This window comes from Halomonas alkalicola (assembly GCF_030704205.1).
In the GTDB taxonomy this organism is placed as follows: domain Bacteria; phylum Pseudomonadota; class Gammaproteobacteria; order Pseudomonadales; family Halomonadaceae; genus Halomonas; species Halomonas alkalicola.
This window is the reverse complement of record NZ_CP131913.1, coordinates 1,712,533-1,726,751: the sequence shown is the minus strand read 5'-3', so window position 1 is coordinate 1,726,751 and position 14,219 is coordinate 1,712,533. Positions and strand designations below refer to the sequence as shown.

At 69.9% G+C, this 14,219-nt stretch carries 13 protein-coding genes and 1 pseudogene; 6 read left to right on the top strand and 8 right to left on the bottom strand.

Annotated features, from left to right (window positions below; all coding sequences use genetic code 11):
• Positions 1-54: 54 nt before the first annotated feature.
• From B6N23_RS08220 to dctP, 4 genes and pseudogenes are all read right to left on the bottom strand, one after another.
• Entirely contained in the window at positions 55-1,053 is a 999-nt protein-coding gene (locus B6N23_RS08220) for an iron ABC transporter substrate-binding protein (RefSeq protein WP_305503594.1), read from the bottom strand.
• Positions 1,054-1,308: 255 nt separating this feature from the next.
• A pseudogene (locus B6N23_RS08215) lies at positions 1,309-2,645 on the bottom strand (TRAP transporter large permease).
• Positions 2,642-3,142: a TRAP transporter small permease subunit gene (locus B6N23_RS08210; RefSeq protein WP_305503592.1), complete on the bottom strand. Its 501-nt coding sequence runs from the start codon at positions 3,140-3,142 to the stop codon at positions 2,642-2,644. Before B6N23_RS08210 ends, B6N23_RS08215 begins: the two are co-directional and overlap by 4 nt.
• 64 nt (positions 3,143-3,206) lie before the next feature.
• Positions 3,207-4,310 (bottom strand): TRAP transporter substrate-binding protein DctP, encoded by a 1,104-nt coding sequence (gene dctP, locus B6N23_RS08205; RefSeq protein ID WP_305503590.1) that lies wholly within the window; start codon positions 4,308-4,310, stop codon positions 3,207-3,209.
• 343 nt (positions 4,311-4,653) lie between these two features.
• On the opposite strand from dctP, the gene B6N23_RS08200 reads away from it, so the two are divergent.
• Together B6N23_RS08200 and B6N23_RS08195 are read left to right on the top strand one after the other, a co-directional pair.
• Positions 4,654-6,810, top strand: coding sequence for a tRNA(Met) cytidine acetyltransferase TmcA (locus B6N23_RS08200; RefSeq protein ID WP_305503588.1), 2,157 nt, complete (start codon positions 4,654-4,656; stop codon positions 6,808-6,810).
• Positions 6,811-7,022: 212 nt separating this feature from the next.
• The gene (locus tag B6N23_RS08195; RefSeq protein ID WP_305503585.1) at positions 7,023-8,492 is read left to right on the top strand and encodes an aminoacyl-histidine dipeptidase; all 1,470 of its coding nucleotides are present in this window, start codon (positions 7,023-7,025) and stop codon (positions 8,490-8,492) included.
• Here the strand turns inward: B6N23_RS08195 and B6N23_RS08190 are convergent.
• The 3 genes from B6N23_RS08190 to B6N23_RS08180 form a co-directional block, all read right to left on the bottom strand.
• Positions 8,486-8,845: a hypothetical protein gene (locus B6N23_RS08190; RefSeq protein WP_162899991.1), complete on the bottom strand. Its 360-nt coding sequence runs from the start codon at positions 8,843-8,845 to the stop codon at positions 8,486-8,488. The two genes, B6N23_RS08195 and B6N23_RS08190, sit on opposite strands and share 7 nt — an antisense overlap.
• A 199-nt stretch (positions 8,846-9,044) precedes the next feature.
• Positions 9,045-9,518, bottom strand: coding sequence for a Dps family protein (locus tag B6N23_RS08185; RefSeq protein WP_119023021.1), 474 nt, complete (start codon positions 9,516-9,518; stop codon positions 9,045-9,047).
• A 135-nt stretch (positions 9,519-9,653) separates the two neighbouring features.
• The gene (locus B6N23_RS08180) at positions 9,654-10,790 is read right to left on the bottom strand and encodes a glycerate kinase (RefSeq protein ID WP_305503582.1); all 1,137 of its coding nucleotides are present in this window, start codon (positions 10,788-10,790) and stop codon (positions 9,654-9,656) included.
• Between the two features lie 119 nt (positions 10,791-10,909).
• Here B6N23_RS08180 and B6N23_RS08175 point away from each other — a divergent pair, with 119 nt between their 5' ends.
• From B6N23_RS08175 to B6N23_RS08160, 4 genes are read left to right on the top strand one after another with little or no spacing between them, the layout of a single operon-like run.
• A complete protein-coding gene (locus tag B6N23_RS08175) occupies positions 10,910-11,479 on the top strand; it encodes a hypothetical protein (RefSeq protein ID WP_305503580.1) in 570 nt (189 codons plus the stop codon).
• Positions 11,476-11,838: a hypothetical protein gene (locus B6N23_RS08170; RefSeq protein WP_305503578.1), complete on the top strand. Its 363-nt coding sequence runs from the start codon at positions 11,476-11,478 to the stop codon at positions 11,836-11,838. Before B6N23_RS08175 ends, B6N23_RS08170 begins: the two co-directional genes overlap by 4 nt.
• Before the next feature lie 54 nt (positions 11,839-11,892).
• The gene (locus B6N23_RS08165) at positions 11,893-12,561 is read left to right on the top strand and encodes a DUF1007 family protein (RefSeq protein ID WP_302140425.1); all 669 of its coding nucleotides are present in this window, start codon (positions 11,893-11,895) and stop codon (positions 12,559-12,561) included.
• The gene (locus tag B6N23_RS08160; protein ID WP_305503570.1) at positions 12,552-13,721 is read left to right on the top strand and encodes a nickel/cobalt transporter; all 1,170 of its coding nucleotides are present in this window, start codon (positions 12,552-12,554) and stop codon (positions 13,719-13,721) included. Before B6N23_RS08165 ends, B6N23_RS08160 begins: the two co-directional genes overlap by 10 nt.
• Here B6N23_RS08160 and B6N23_RS08155 read toward each other — a convergent pair.
• Positions 13,718-14,140 carry an HIT domain-containing protein gene (locus tag B6N23_RS08155; RefSeq protein ID WP_305503568.1) on the bottom strand — a complete coding sequence of 141 codons (423 nt, stop codon included), beginning with the start codon at positions 14,138-14,140 and terminating at the stop codon, positions 13,718-13,720. The genes B6N23_RS08160 and B6N23_RS08155 overlap by 4 nt on opposite strands.
• Between the last annotated feature and the right edge of the window lie 79 nt (positions 14,141-14,219).

The window sequence follows — 14,219 nt, the reverse complement described above, 5'->3', positions numbered from 1 at the left end:
CGTTATCGATGACCCGCCGCCTCCGGGCGGCGGGTCGCGTGGCGCGGGCCGGGGTTAGAGCAGCCCGGCGTCACGCAGCAGCCTGAGGGTCCCCTCGAGATCGTCCAGGTCGTCCAGGTCGATCTGCGGAGAGACCTCCAGCAGGCGGTCGAAGTCCTCGAGCACCGGGTTCTGGATCACCTCGCGGGTGACCGGGTACTCGAAGACATTGGTGGTGAAGTACTGCTGAGCCGCCGGCGAGAGCAGGAAGCGCACGAACTCCACGGCGGCCTCCTGGTTACTGCTGCTCTCGATCACCGCGATGCCGGCCACGTTCACCAGGTTGCCGATGTCGCCGTCGGCGAAGAAGGCCTGCTCTACCGGGAAGTCGGCGTCGGAGGCCACGAAGCGCGGCAGGTAGTAGTTGTTGACCAGGCCGAAGTCGATCTCGCCGTCGGCGATGCCCTGCACCTGGGTGCCGTTGTTGCGGTAGGTTACGGCACCGTTCTCCTTCATGCCCTCGAGCCACTCGCGGGTGCGCTCGTCCCCGTGCTCCAGGCGCATGGCGGTCACGAAGGACTGGAAGGATCCGTTGGTGGGCGCCCAGCCCACGCGGCCCTCGTAGCGCTCATCGACGAGGTCGAAGATGCTCTCGGGGTGCTCATCCTCGCCAACACGCTCCGGTGAATAGGCGAAGACGCGGGCGCGACCGCTGGCGGCCACCCAGTTGCCGCTCTCGCTGGTATAAATGGTGGGCAGCCCCTCGTAGATGTCGGCGGGCAGCTCGGCCAGCAGGCCGGCCTTGCTCAGCTCGCCCATGGCGCCGGCATCCTGGCCCCAGTAGAGGTCGGCCGGAGAGCGGCGGCCCTCTTCCTGCAGCAGCACCGCCAGCTGGGCGGTGTCGCCGTAGCGGACGTTGACGCTGATGCCGGTGTTCTTCTCGAACTGGGCGATGATCGGTTCAACCATGGACTCGCCGCGACCGGAATAGAGTGTCAGGCTGGCGGCAGAGGCCAGCGGGGCGGCAAGCAGGGTGGCCACGAGGGTGGCGGAGGCGAACAGCGACTTCTGCATATCTGGATGATCCTTGGGTTGGCAGTCGATACGATTCCGCTCTGCGGCGGTTAGCGGTCCACGGCCAGTCTCGGTCTATCGGCACGATAGCAAAATTATTGTCTGCTGCAAATGATAATGATACGCAAAAGAGTTTTCATGACGTGCGTCAATTCCTGCCTCCTCGATGTCCGAAGGCGGGACCTCGCGCCTTGAAAACCGAAGCGCCCGCCATGCAGGGCATGGCGGGCGCAGGGTGTTGCCGGTGGGCGCGGTTCAGTAGCCGAGCAGCGCCGAGGGCAGGCCGGTGATCAGCACCGGGAAGAAGGCCATCAGCACACAGGCCAGCAGGATCAGCGCCACGAAGGGCAGCACCGCCTTGTAGAGATCGACGATCTCCACCCCCTTCGGCGCCACCCCCTTCATGTAGAAGAGCGCATAGCCGAACGGCGGGGTGAGGAAGGAGGTCTGCAGCACCACCGCCACCATCACCACGAACCACAGCACGTCGACGCCCAGCTGCTGGACGATCGGCAGCATGATCGGGAAGCTCAGCAGCACGATGCCGGTCCAGTCCAGGAACATGCCCAGCAGGAACACCAGGAACAGCATGAAGATCATCGCGCCCACGGTGCCGCCGGGCATGGCCATGACCAGGTCGCTGATCACCGTCATGCCGCCGCCGCGGGAGAAGACCCCGGTGAAGGCGGTGGCGCCGACCAGCACCAGCATCACCATGGTGGTGGTCTTGCCGGACTCGACCAGGGTCTTGAAGCAGGTGCTCGGCTTGCGGTCGCCGAAGATCACGAAGAGCAGGAAGGCGATGCCCACGCCGATGGCCGAGGCCTCGGTGGCGGTAGCGATGCCGGTGAACAGCGACCCCAGCACGCCGAGGATCAGCGTCATCGGCGGCAGCACGTACTTGGCCAGCATCACCAGCAGCTGGCCGGTGGAGACCTCGGCGCGCTCCGCGGCGGGCACCGGCGGGCCGTAGCTCGGCTTGACGAAGCAGATCACCAGCACGTAGAGGGCATACATCGCGCCCAGCATCACGCCCGGCACCAGGGCGCCGGCGAACAGCGCGCCCACCGAGACCGGCGAGAGTAGCTGGCCATCAGGATCAGCATGATGCTCGGCGGGATCAGGATGCCCAGGCAGCCGCTGGCCATGATCACCCCGGTGCTGAGCTCCTTGTTGTAGCCGTACTTGAGCATCGGGGCGAGCGCGATCATGCCCATCACCGCGATGGAGGCGCCGACGATGCCGGTGGTGGCGGCCAGCAGCACCGAGACGATGACCACGGTGAGCGCCAGGCCGCCGCGCAGGTTGGCCATCAGCAGGCGCATCGCCTCGAACATCTTCTCGGTGACGCCGGAATCGTTGAGGAAGCGCGCCATCAGCACGAAGAGGGGAATGGCCACCAGGACATAGTTGTCCATGGCGTTGCCGTAGATGTTGTTGATGATGGTGCCGAGCACGCGCTCGCCGGGGCCCAGGTAGGCGCCGATGACGGCGACGCCGCCCAGCACGAAGGCCAGCGGGTGGCCCATGAACAGGCCGATCAGCAGCCCGCCGAACATCACCAGGGTGAGCAGTTCGGGACTCAGGTTCATGCGCTCTCCTCCCGCAGCTGCTGGATGGCACGGATGACGATGGCAATGGCCTGCAGGCAGATCAGGAAGGCCGCCACCACGATGACGCCCTTGATCGGGTAGACCGGAATCGACACCACCCCGTAGGTGGTCTCCAGACGGCTGTAGGAACGCATGAAGAAGCTCCAGCCGAGGGTCAGCAGCATATAGATGAAGGGCACGAAGAAGATCAGGTAGCCGAGGATCTCGACGACGGCCTGCTTCTTGCGCGAGAGCAGGCGCTTGAGCACGTCGACCTCGACGTGGGCGTGATGGCGCAGGCCGTAGGCGGCCATCAGCATGAAGTGGGCGCCGAACAGCATCTTGGTGATGTCGAAGGCCCAGTCGCTGGGGCGCCCGGTAAAGAAGCGCAGGGCGATATCGTAGAGCACCACCAGGGTGATGACGGCGATCAGCGGGGCGATGAGCCGCCCGAACGCCTCGTTGAGCGTATCGATCGCCTTGGCAATCGCATTCATGGATCAGTCTCCGACGTCGGAACGCAGGCCGCCCCGGGCAGGGCCGGGGCGGCTTCGGCACGCCTTACAGGCAGGCTTCGATCTCTTCCAGGGACGGCAGATTGTCCATGGTGCGGCTCATGTTGAAGGGCGCGGAGATGTCACGCCAGGTGGCGTAGTGCTCCAGGTAGCTGACCATGGAGTGGTAGACCTTGGCGTGGTCCGGGTGCTCGCAGGCGCCGCGCACGATCACCTCGTTGGTGATCTCCTGGATGCGGTCGAGCTCCTCTGCGGAGAGGGGGTTGATCTGCACACCGGCCTCGATGAAGTTCTCGGTGCCTTCGGTGGAGCCGCGCTCGGACCAGGCCAGGGACCAGGCCATGGTGGCGTCGGCGGCGATCTTCAGCTTCTCCTGGGTCTCCTCGGAGAGGGCGTCCCAGGCGTCCTTGTTGATCATCACGCCGAAGACGCTGGCGGACTGGTGCCAGCCGGGTACCGACCAGTGCTCGACCACCTCGGCGAAGCCGGCGTTGTAGTCCACGCCCGGGGTGGAGAACTCGCCGGCATCGACCACGCCGCGCTCGATGGCCTGGTAGATCTCGCCGCCGGCCAGGTTGACCTGGGAGCCGCCGAGCTGCTCGAGCACGCGTCCCTGGTCGCGGCCGGAGAGGCGCAGGCGCTTGCCGTCCAGGTCGGCCAGGCTCTCGATGGGCGTGCGGCCCATGAAGCCGGACTCGTTGTTGGTAATGCCGTAGGGCAGGTAGACCATGTTGTACTGGCCGTAGATCTCCTGGTAGAGATCCCAGCCGCCCCACTGCTGGATCCAGTTGAGGTAGTCCACGCCGTTGAACAGCATGGTGGTGGTGGCCAGCGGCGAGAAGGCCGGGTTGCGGCCGGCCCAGTAGCCGGGCCAGTCGCCGGCGGCCTCGATGCTGCCCACCTCGGTGGCGTCGAACACCTCGGTGCCGGGCATCAGGGTGCCGCCAGCGCGGAACTCGATCTGCAGCTCGTCGCCGGCCAGCTTGTTGACCAGTTCGGCCCAGTGGCGGTCGATCTGGATCAGGTCGAGGTTGTCCGGCCAGGTGGTGGTCATGGTCCAGCGCTCCTGGGCCTGGACGGTGGTGGTGAGGGCGGCCAGGGCCACGCCGGCAGCCAGGCCGGTGAGGGCAAATTGGGTCATCTTCTTCATGGAGTGCTCCCTGTGCGGGTTATTGGTGTTGGTCGAGAAGACGTTGCGATTGCCGACGCCCCCGCTGTTGCTGTTCTTCGGGGAGGGCTGGTGCCTGCCGGCCGGTTGATCAGCCGGGCAGGTTCGGCAGCTCTGCCAAGCTAGCACGCGCTCGGTGTCATAATCGACCATCTCCCGGCGGGGTGAACCGCGAGGGGTGTCGAGAGGCAGCGAGGGGCGGGATGGGTCGTCTTTGTTTTTATTATCAATATCTTGGCGTTGTCCTGCGGTGCTTTTCACAGCGGCGGCAGCGTTGAAAGAAGGTGGCGGTGCGACCAAGGTCGTAGGTGTCGAGGAGGTGAGCATGGTGGAAGAGGCAGGGGTCGGGCGGCTGCTGGAGCGGGCGGGAGCGCTGGCGAGCCGGCGCTGGCGCGGCCTGGTGTGGCTCAGCGGCGAGGCGGGCGACTGTCGCCGGGCCGCCCTGGCCCTCTGGCAGGCCGGCGGCTGGCAGGCGCCGCTCTGGGTGGCCCCGGCGCCGCCGCCGGGGCTGCCCGAAGGGGCGTGCCTGGCGCCCGGCAGGGCCCGCACCCGCCTGGGCGGCGAGCAGGACCTGCTGGTGGTGGATGCGGTCTCCGCGGGCGCGGGCTTCGATCCCGATGCCTTCGGCGCCCTGGCCGGTACCCTGCGCGCCGGTGGGCTGCTGGTGGTGATGACCCCGCCGGACTGGGGGGCTCACCCCGATGCCGACTACGCCCGCCTGGCCGAGCACCCGTTCCTGCCGGAGCGGCTTACCGCCCGCTACCTGGGCCGGCTGGCTCGCCTGCTGGCGGCGGCTCCCGAGCCGATCCGCTGGCGGGCGGGGGAGGCACCGCTGCTGCCGCCCCTTGCCGAGCCGGCCCTGCAAGCCCTGGCTCCCGAGCCGAGCAGCCAACGCGCGGATCCCGACTGCCTGACCGACGACCAGGCCGAGGCGGTGGCGCGCCTGGTGCGCCAGCGTCGGCGGCGCCCGCTGGTGATCACCGCCGACCGCGGGCGCGGCAAGAGCGCGGCGCTGGGCATCGCCTGCGCGCGATTGCTGGCCGCCGGCGAAGCGGAGATCCTGGTCACCGCGCCGCGGCCGGCGGCGGTGGAGAGCCTCTTCGAGCGCCTCGCGACGCTCTGCCCGGGAGGAGAGCGACAGGGCCTCGACTTCCGGCTGGGCGATCGACGGGTGCGCTTCGTGGCACCGGACGAGCTGACGCGACTGGCCCAGGCGGGGGCGACCGGCGGGGCCGGGGCTCGGCTGCTGGTGGACGAGGCCGCGGCGATACCCGCCGCCCTGCTCGGCGAGTGGCTGGGTGCCTTCCCGCGCATCGCCTTCGCCACCACGGTGCACGGCTACGAGGGCTCCGGGCGTGGCTTCGCGGTGCGTTTCCTGCCGCGGCTGGCTCGCGAGGCGCCCAACTGGCAGGGCCTGCACCTGGGCGAGCCGATTCGCTGGGCGGCGGATGATCCCCTGGAGGGGCTGGTCAACCGCCTGCTGCTGCTGGACGCCGAGCCGACGGGGGCCCCGTCTGATGGCGACGTCGTCTGGCAGCGGGTGCTGCCCGCCGAGCTGGCCGAGGACGAGTCCCGGCTGCGGGCCCTGTTCGGCCTGTTGGTGCAGGCCCACTACCGCACCACGCCGGCCGACCTGCGCCGCCTGCTGGATGGCCCCGGCGTCGGCATCGGCGCGCTGATGGTCGACCGCTACCCGCTGGGCGTGGTGCTCACCGGCGACGAGGGGGGCTTCGATGCCGAGCTGGCCGAACGGGTGGCCCGCGGCGAGCGCCGCCCCCGCGGCCACCTGATGGCCCAGTCGCTGGCCGCCCACGCTGGCAGCCGCGAGGCGCTCACCGCCCGGCTGCGTCGCGTGGTGCGCATCGCCGTGGCCCAGCCTCAGCGACGCGCCGGGCTGGGCCGGCGGCTGATCGAGGCGGAGGCTGAGCAGGCCCGCCGCGACGGCGTCGACCTGTTCGGCGCAAGCTTCGGTGCCGAGCCTGGGCTGCTCGCCTTCTGGCGCTCGCTCGGCTTCGTCACCCTGCGCCTGGGGCTGACCCGGGAGACCGCCACCGGGGAGCATGCGGTAATGATGGCGCGCCCACTGACCGAGCGGGGCGAGGTGCTGGTGGAAGGGCTCGCCGCACGCTTCCGGCGCGCCCTGCCGGGACTGCTGGCCTTCGAGCTGCGCGGGCTTGCCCCCGAGATCGCCGCCGCCCTGCTGGCGGACGGGCCGGCATTGGACGCCGCCGACCGCCGTGACGTGGAGGATGTGGCCTTCGCCCAGCGCGAGCCGGCCCTGGCCCGTCCGGCACTGCAGGCGCTGGTGCGCCACGCCCTGGCACGGGGCGTGCCGGCCGGTGACGCCTCGCTCTGCCTGCTGGTGGCCTGGGGTTTCCAGGGGGCGAGCAGCGAACGGCTGGCTGCCCTGCTCGGCGTCACCGGGCGCCGCGAGGTCACCGCCCGGCTGCGCCAGGCCGCGGCGGCGCTTATTCAGTGGTGATGCTCCCTGGTGCGTCGACGCTGTTCCGGCGACAGTTCTACGAGGGGGCGCTGTGAATACTTCCCTGTACGCTACCGATGCCATCCCTGGCATAGGACCCCCTCTACGAACTGTCCCCGGCGCGTCGGGGACGACAAGGCTTGCCGAGAGGCCACTTCCCCTGCCAGCACCGGCTGAGTAAGGTAGGCCGGTTATCGCAGAGCAGACACCTCATGAACGAACATCTCGAAAGGCTCGAGCCGCAGCCGCTGTGGCGCCACTTCCGCACCCTGTGCAACACACCGCGCCCCTCCGGGCACGAGGCGGCGCTGGTGGCGGTACTTGAGCAGTGGGCCGAGGCCCGGGGCCTGGCCCACGACCGCGACGCCTTCGGCAACCTGCGCCTGCGCAAGCCGGCCACCCCGGGCTGCGAGGGTGCACCGGGGGTGATCCTCCAGGCCCACCTGGACATGGTGCCCCAGGCCAATGCCGGCTCCTCCCACGACTTCACCCGCGACCCGATCCGGACCCGCATCGGCGACGACGGCTGGCTGCGCGCCACCGACACCACTCTGGGCGCCGACAACGGCCTGGGGGCCGCCGCGGCGCTGGCCATCCTCGAGGATGACACCCTGGCCCACGGCCCGCTGGAGGCGCTCTTCACCCTGGAGGAGGAGACATCCATGGGCGGGGCACTGAATCTGGCCGAGGGCTGGCTTGCGGGCCGGCTGCTGCTCAACCTGGACTCCGAGGATCGCGGCGAGGTCTATATCGGCTGCGCCGGCGGGGCCGACGTGGTGGTGGTGGCGCAGCTGCCGACGGCCTCCATCGGCGAGGACGAGATGGCGATGCGCCTCTCGCTCACCGGCCTCAGGGGCGGCCACTCGGGCATGGACATCCACAAGGGGCTGGGCAACGCCAACCGGCTGCTGGTGCGGGTGCTGCGCGCTCTGGAGGGCTGCGAGGTGCGCCTGGTGGACTATCACGGCGGCACGCTGCGCAACGCCTTGCCGAGGGAGGCCTTCGCCACTCTGGTCCTGCCTGCCGACCAGCGCGAGGCGGCACTGGCGCGGGTGGCCGCCCTGGAGGCGGAGCTGCGCGCCGAGCTGGCCGGGGTCGACGAGGGCCTGGCGCTGGCCCTCGAGCCGGCGGAACCTGACGCCGGCGAGGCGCTCACCGCCCAGACCAGCCATCTGCTGGTGGCGGCGCTGCACGCCGCGCCCTGTGGGGTGGAGCGCATGAGCAGCGAGGTGCCCGGCGTGGTGGAGACCTCCAACAACCTGGGCGTGGTCAGCCTGGCGGAGGGGCGCTTCCATCTCTGCGCCCTGGTTCGCTCGCTGCGCGACAGCGCCACCGCCGACCTGGCCGACCGCTTCAAGGCACTGTTCGAGCTGATCGGCGCCCGAGTGCGGGTGGAGAATGCCTACCCGGGCTGGACGCCCCAGCCGGACAGCGACCTGCTGGGGCGCTTCCGGCGCCTGCATCGCGAGCGACTGGGCAGCGACCCGGCGGTCAAGGTGATCCATGCGGGGCTCGAGTGCGGCATCCTCGGCGGCAAGTATCCGGCGCTCGAGATGATCTCCTTCGGCCCGCTGATCCGCGGCGCCCACTCCCCCGACGAGCGGGCGGAGATCGCCTCGGTGGCAGAGTTCTGGATGCTGCTGCGGGCCCTGGTCGAGGACCTGGCCCGCGAGGGTCAGTGATTGACCTGGATGCGCACCGCCGGGTAGCCGCCCACGGTCACCAGCGGGATGTCGGTGCTGCCGCGATGGTAGTACCGATGGTCCCGGCGGGGCTCGCGATAGCGGGGCGGCGAGGAGTAGTAGTGGTGCTCCACGACGCGGCTCGGGGTGCGGTGGCGATGCTTGGCACGCTTGGCGGCCTTGTAGCGCTTCTGAGCGTGGTGTCGGCCGCGGTCGGCGCGACGGTCATGGTGATGGTAGTGGTGGTGCACCTGGGGCTGGTAGCCGCCGTGACGGTGGCGGTCGGCCATGGCCGGCAGGCTCATGGCGAGTGCCAGAGCGGCCATCAGGGTGGCCAGCAATAGTCGGTTCATGATGTTTCCTCCATGTCGGGCCGGGGTGGGGCGCGTTCCAGTGCCCATGGAGGCAGTATATCGCCGTGTTCATGGGCGGCCGCCCGCCCGGCGGGGGTTGCCCAATCTCTTCATATTCGCAGCGGGGGTGACCGAAAACGGCGACACCGCCCGAAGGCGGTGTCGTGCGCTGCCGGATTCCGCCGGCTGGTGCGGCGGCTCAGCCGAGGTAGGCGTTGAGCATCCAGGCGGTCTTCTCCTGCTCGCGGATATAGTCGCCGGCCTGGGCGGCGGTGCCCTCGTCGTCGGCATCGGAGGCCAGCGAGAGCAGCTCGCGCTGCAGCTCGATCAGGGTCTGGAAACCCTGCAGGGTGCCGCGTACGCAGGCCTCGCCGTCGGTGACGTTCTTGTCCTCGGCGATGCGTGACATGGTCACGTAGTCGCTGTAGGCGTGCACCGGCTGGTGGCCCAGGGTCAGGATACGCTCGGCGACCTCGTCCACCTTGGTCAGCAGGTCGGTATAGAGCTCCTCGAACTTGGCGTGCAGCTCGAAGAACTGCGGCCCCTTCACGTTCCAGTGATAGCCGCGCACGTTCATGTAGAAGATCTGGTAGTTGGCCAGCAGCTCGTTGAGCTTCTCGGCCAGCTGGCTGGCGCTGCCCTCGTGCAGGCCGATGGTATTGATGTTGCTCATGCGGATACCTCCTTGATCGCGATGGGAAAAGTGTAACCCGTCAGCGTGATGGCGATGGAGCCATTTTTCATCATGGCCACCATAGCCGATCTCGATGAGGTGCAGGTGAGCCAAGCGGATTTCAAGTGAGCTGGATCAGCTCCTGGCCGCGGTGAAGAGTCGCACCGCGCTCTCGGCCCGGTCGGCGAGCAGCTCGGCGCAGCGCTCGAGTGCCTCGTCCAGCGCCATGGGGCCATCGGCCAGGGCGAAGGCGGCGGTGACGCCCTCCTCCAGGGCGGCCTGCCAGCCCGGCGCCAGGCGGCCGGCCAGCACCACCACGGGGACGCCCCGGGCTCGCGCCGCCCTGGCCACGCCCACCGGGGTCTTGCCGGCGAGGCTCTGGCCGTCCAGCTGGCCTTCGCCGGTGATCACCAGGCCGGTGCCCTCGAGCAGCGTCTCGAAGCCGGCCTGGGCCATCACCAGCTCGATGCCCGGGCGCAGCTCGGCCCCCAGGAAGGCGCGGGCGGCAAAGCCCATGCCGCCGGCCGCCCCGGCGCCGGGCAGCTCACGGTGCTCCTCGCCCAGGACCCCAGCGGTGACGTCGGCGAAGCGGACCAGGGCGGCGTCCAGCCGGGTCACGTCCTCCGGCGAGGCCCCTTTCTGGGGGCCGAATACCGCGCTGGCGCCGCGCTTCCCCAGCAGCGGGTTGTCGACGTCCACGGCGGCCTCGACCTGCAGCCCGGCCAGCCGTGGGTCAAGCCCGGCGAGGTCGAGCTCGGCCAGTTCGGCCAGGGCGGCGCCGCCCGGGGGCAGGTCCTGTCCAGCGCTGTCCAGCAGCCGGGCGCCCAGGGCCACCAGCATGCCGGCGCCGCCGTCATTGGTGGCGCTGCCCCCCAGGGTGAGCAGCAGCCGCTCGGCGCCGGCGTCCAGCGCGGCGCGGATCAGCTCGCCCACGCCATGGGTGGTGCTGTGCAGGGCGGTACGCTCGTCCGGGGCCAGCGCCTGGATGCCGCTGGCCTCGGCCAGCTCTACGAAGGCGGTGCGGCGCTCGGGCAGCCAGCCCCAGTGGGCGCGGGCGGGGCGCCCCAGGGCATCCTGGACGGTGGCGGTGCGCCGCTCGGCGCCGGTGGCGGTCAGCAGGGCGTCAAGGCTGCCCTCGCCGCCGTCCGCCAGGGGGCACTCCACCGCCTCGATCCGCTCCCCCAGGCGGCGGGTGCCGCAGGCGATGGCGCGGGCCGCCGCCTCGGCGGGCAGGGCGTCCTTGAAACTATCCGGGCAGATGAGGATCTTCATGGGCGGGCTCTTGTGGCGGGTTCTCGGCCCAGCTTAGCCCTCCCGGGCGGTCTACTGAAGCCTTGCCGTTTCCACGGCCCGAGACGATGCGTACACTGCCCCTATTCATTGATCGGAGATTGACCATGCGCCCCTGGCGGCTGCCCCTCGAGCGGATAATAGTGCTGGGAATCGTGCTGGTGGTGGCCGGCTGCCAGACCACCCCCTCCACGCTGCCGGTGGCGGAGCCTCGTCCCGCGGCGGAGTGCCGCTGGACCATCGGCGATGGGGCGATCCAGCCGCTGGTGCGTGCCGCCGTGGAGGCCCTGGAGGCCGATGGCTTCCTGATTCGCCACACCGACCTGGCCCTGGGGCTGGTGAGCGCCGAGCGCACGCGTATCCTGCCGGCCTATGGCGATCGCCACGACCGTTGGGATTCGCGCGGCATGTTCGGCGGTATCGGCATCGGCGGTGGCCGCGGCGGGGTGAGCAGCGGCGTGATGATCGGCTTCGGCGGCGTGGGCAGCTTGACGCGGGATGCGACCCAGCTGGAACGGGTCTCGCTGCTGGCCGGCGATGGCGAGGTACGGGTGAGCCGCGATATCCAGGTCATCGACTGGCGCGGCGAGCTGGCCGAGGCCCGCAGCGCCAGCACTGCGGAGTTCTGCCGGGGGCTGCGCGACGCCATCGAGGCGGGAGGCGCGTCATGAGCCGCCTGCTCTGCCTGCTGCTGCTGCTGACCCTGCTGCTGGCGGGCTGCGCCACCCCGCCGTCCCGGGAGCCACCCCGCGAGCTCGATTTCGCCTACGCGCCGGAGGCGACGCTGCGGGCCTCCGCCCAGGTGCTGATGGCCAACGGCTATGTGGTGCGCCACGCCGATGCCGATCTGGGCCGCCTGGAGGCGGTGTTCTCCGGCTGGCCCGGCTACCGGGTGCTGGTGGAGGTCTCGGGAGAGGGCGAGCAGAGCCGGGTGAGCCTGGCCGCCACCCGCGGCGGCCGCCCGCTGCCGCCGCAGACTCTGGATCGCCTGCTGGTGGAGATGCAGGACCAGCTCGGCATGTGGCGCTGATCACACCTGAGCCGACCTCGGCAAGACACAAGGCTGAAGAACCTGAGAGACACCATGTTCAACCATCTGCGACGACATTTCCGCCTCGCCGCCGTGGCACTGCTGTGCTTCGCCATGAGCGGTCTGGCCCACGCCCACCCCCACGGCTGGATCGACCTGCGCATGCGCCTGGTGGTGGATGACGAGGGCCGGCTTACCGGCCTGCACCAGTCATGGCGCATGGACCCCTTCTACAGCCTGGTGGTGCTGGAGGAGCTCGGCCAGGCCGGCGGCGATGACGGTCTGGAGGCCGCCCTGGACCAGCTCGGCAGCGAGATCCGCGACAACCTGGTGCCCTATGGCTATTACACCGAGCTCTACGCGGGCGACCAGAAGCAGGCGTTCGATGCGGTCAACGACTACACCGTGCTGGAGCGTGGCGGCCGGGTCGAGTTCATCTTCCTGCTGCCGCTGGCCGAGCCGCAGCCGCTGGCCGGCCAGACGCTGCGTTACCAGGTGTTCGACCCCACCTACTACATCGAGATGGTGCATGAGGAGGAGGAGCGCGTGCCGGCGGAAGATGCCCTGCTGGTGGGCGGCGAGCTGGCCTGCGAAACGCTGATCCATCAGCCCAGCCCCGACCCGGAGCTGGTCATGCGTGCCGCCATGCTGGATGTCACCGACGAGGCCGAGCCGGGGCTCGGGCGCCACTTCGCCGAGACGGGGGAGGTGACATGCCGGTAACTCTCAGGCGACTGCTGTGGCTTGCGGGGGCGCTGCTGCTCGCCCTGCTGGCCTGGCAGCTGGTGCTGCAGCCCGTCCTGCAGGGGCTGAGCCTGCAAGTGGTGGCCTGGCAGCGCGATTTCCATCGCTCCCTGACCCTGGCCATCAGCGACTTCTCCGGCGCGCCGTCGTCCGCAGCCTGGATGACCCTGCTCGGTATCAGCTTCGGCTACGGGGTCTTTCATGCCGCGGGACCCGGCCACGGCAAGGCGGTGCTCTCCACCTACCTCATTTCGCAGGGCGGCGCGCGGCGCAGGGCGCTGGGGCTCTCCTTTGCGGCCTCGCTGCTGCAGGGACTGGTGGCCATCGCCCTGGTGGTGGTGCTGGTGCACGGCCTGGGCTGGCTGACCCGCCAGGCCATGGGCAGCGTGGTATGGGTGGAGCAGGCCAGCTTCGTGATGGTGGCGCTGCTGGGGGTCTGGCTCTGCCTGCGGGCGATCCGACAGCTGCGGCGGCGGCCGGCGCTTGCCGGGCATGCCCACGCCAGCGCCGTTCAGGGGCGAGACCCTGGTCACGCTCACGGTGAGGGGCACCAGCATCACGATCATCGCCATGGTCATCAATACGGCCATCAACACGACCATCAACACGACCATCAACACGACCATCAACACGGCCATCAACACGACCATCAACACGACCATCAACACGGCCATGACTGCTGTGGCGGCGAGCACCATGTGGACCCGGCGCAGGCCGCCGACTGGCGCACCGCCCTGGCCACGGTGGTGGCCATCGGCATCCGCCCCTGCAGCGGCGCGGTGCTGCTGCTGGGAGCGGCGACCCTGCTCGGCCACTTCCTGGTGGGTGTCGCCGCGGTGCTGGTGATGTCGCTGGGCACGGCACTGACGGTGTCCGCCCTGGCCCTGGCCAGCGTCTACGCCCGCGGCTGGGCGGAACGGCGCCTGGCCCGCCAGCAGACCCAGCGCGCCGGACGCCTGCTGGGCTGGGCGTCGCTTGCCGGCGGGCTGGCCATCGTGGCGCTGGGGGTATCGCTCAGCGTGACCGGCGCCAGCCAGCCGTCCGGGGTGCCCCTGCTGGGGGACCCCGCGTCGCGCGGCGCCCCGGCGGCAAGCCCTTCCAGCGAGGGAGCGCCTCCTCGCCACCCCCTGGGCGGCTAGTCGAGGTCGAGCCCCTCCACCATGGCCAGCACCCGGTCACGCATGGCGGCCAGGGAGTCGAGATCGTGGCGGCGGGGCTCTCCCTGGCCCCATACCGGCCCGGGCCAGGCTTCGTCGTCCTGGTGACGCAGCACCAGGTGAACATGGAGCTGGGGCACCACATTGCCAAGGCTCGCCACGTTGAGCTTGTCGGCACCCAGCATCGCCTTGAAGGCGCATCCGATGCGGCTCGCCTCGCGCCACAGCTGCTGCTGGTCGGCCTCGTCGAGGTCGAAGACCTCGCTGACGCCCGGGCGCCGTGGAATCAGCAGCAGCCAAGGATAGCGGGTATCGTCCATCAGGCGCAGCTGACACAGCGGCAGCTCGGTGATCGGGTAGCTGTCGTTTTCCAGGCGTTCATCGAGTCTGAGCTCGGCCATGTCCTTTCCTCATGCCGGGTCGTGGCCCTTCATCATGACACAGCGGCGCGGCTCGAGTTCTGCCCTGGCACCGGCTATG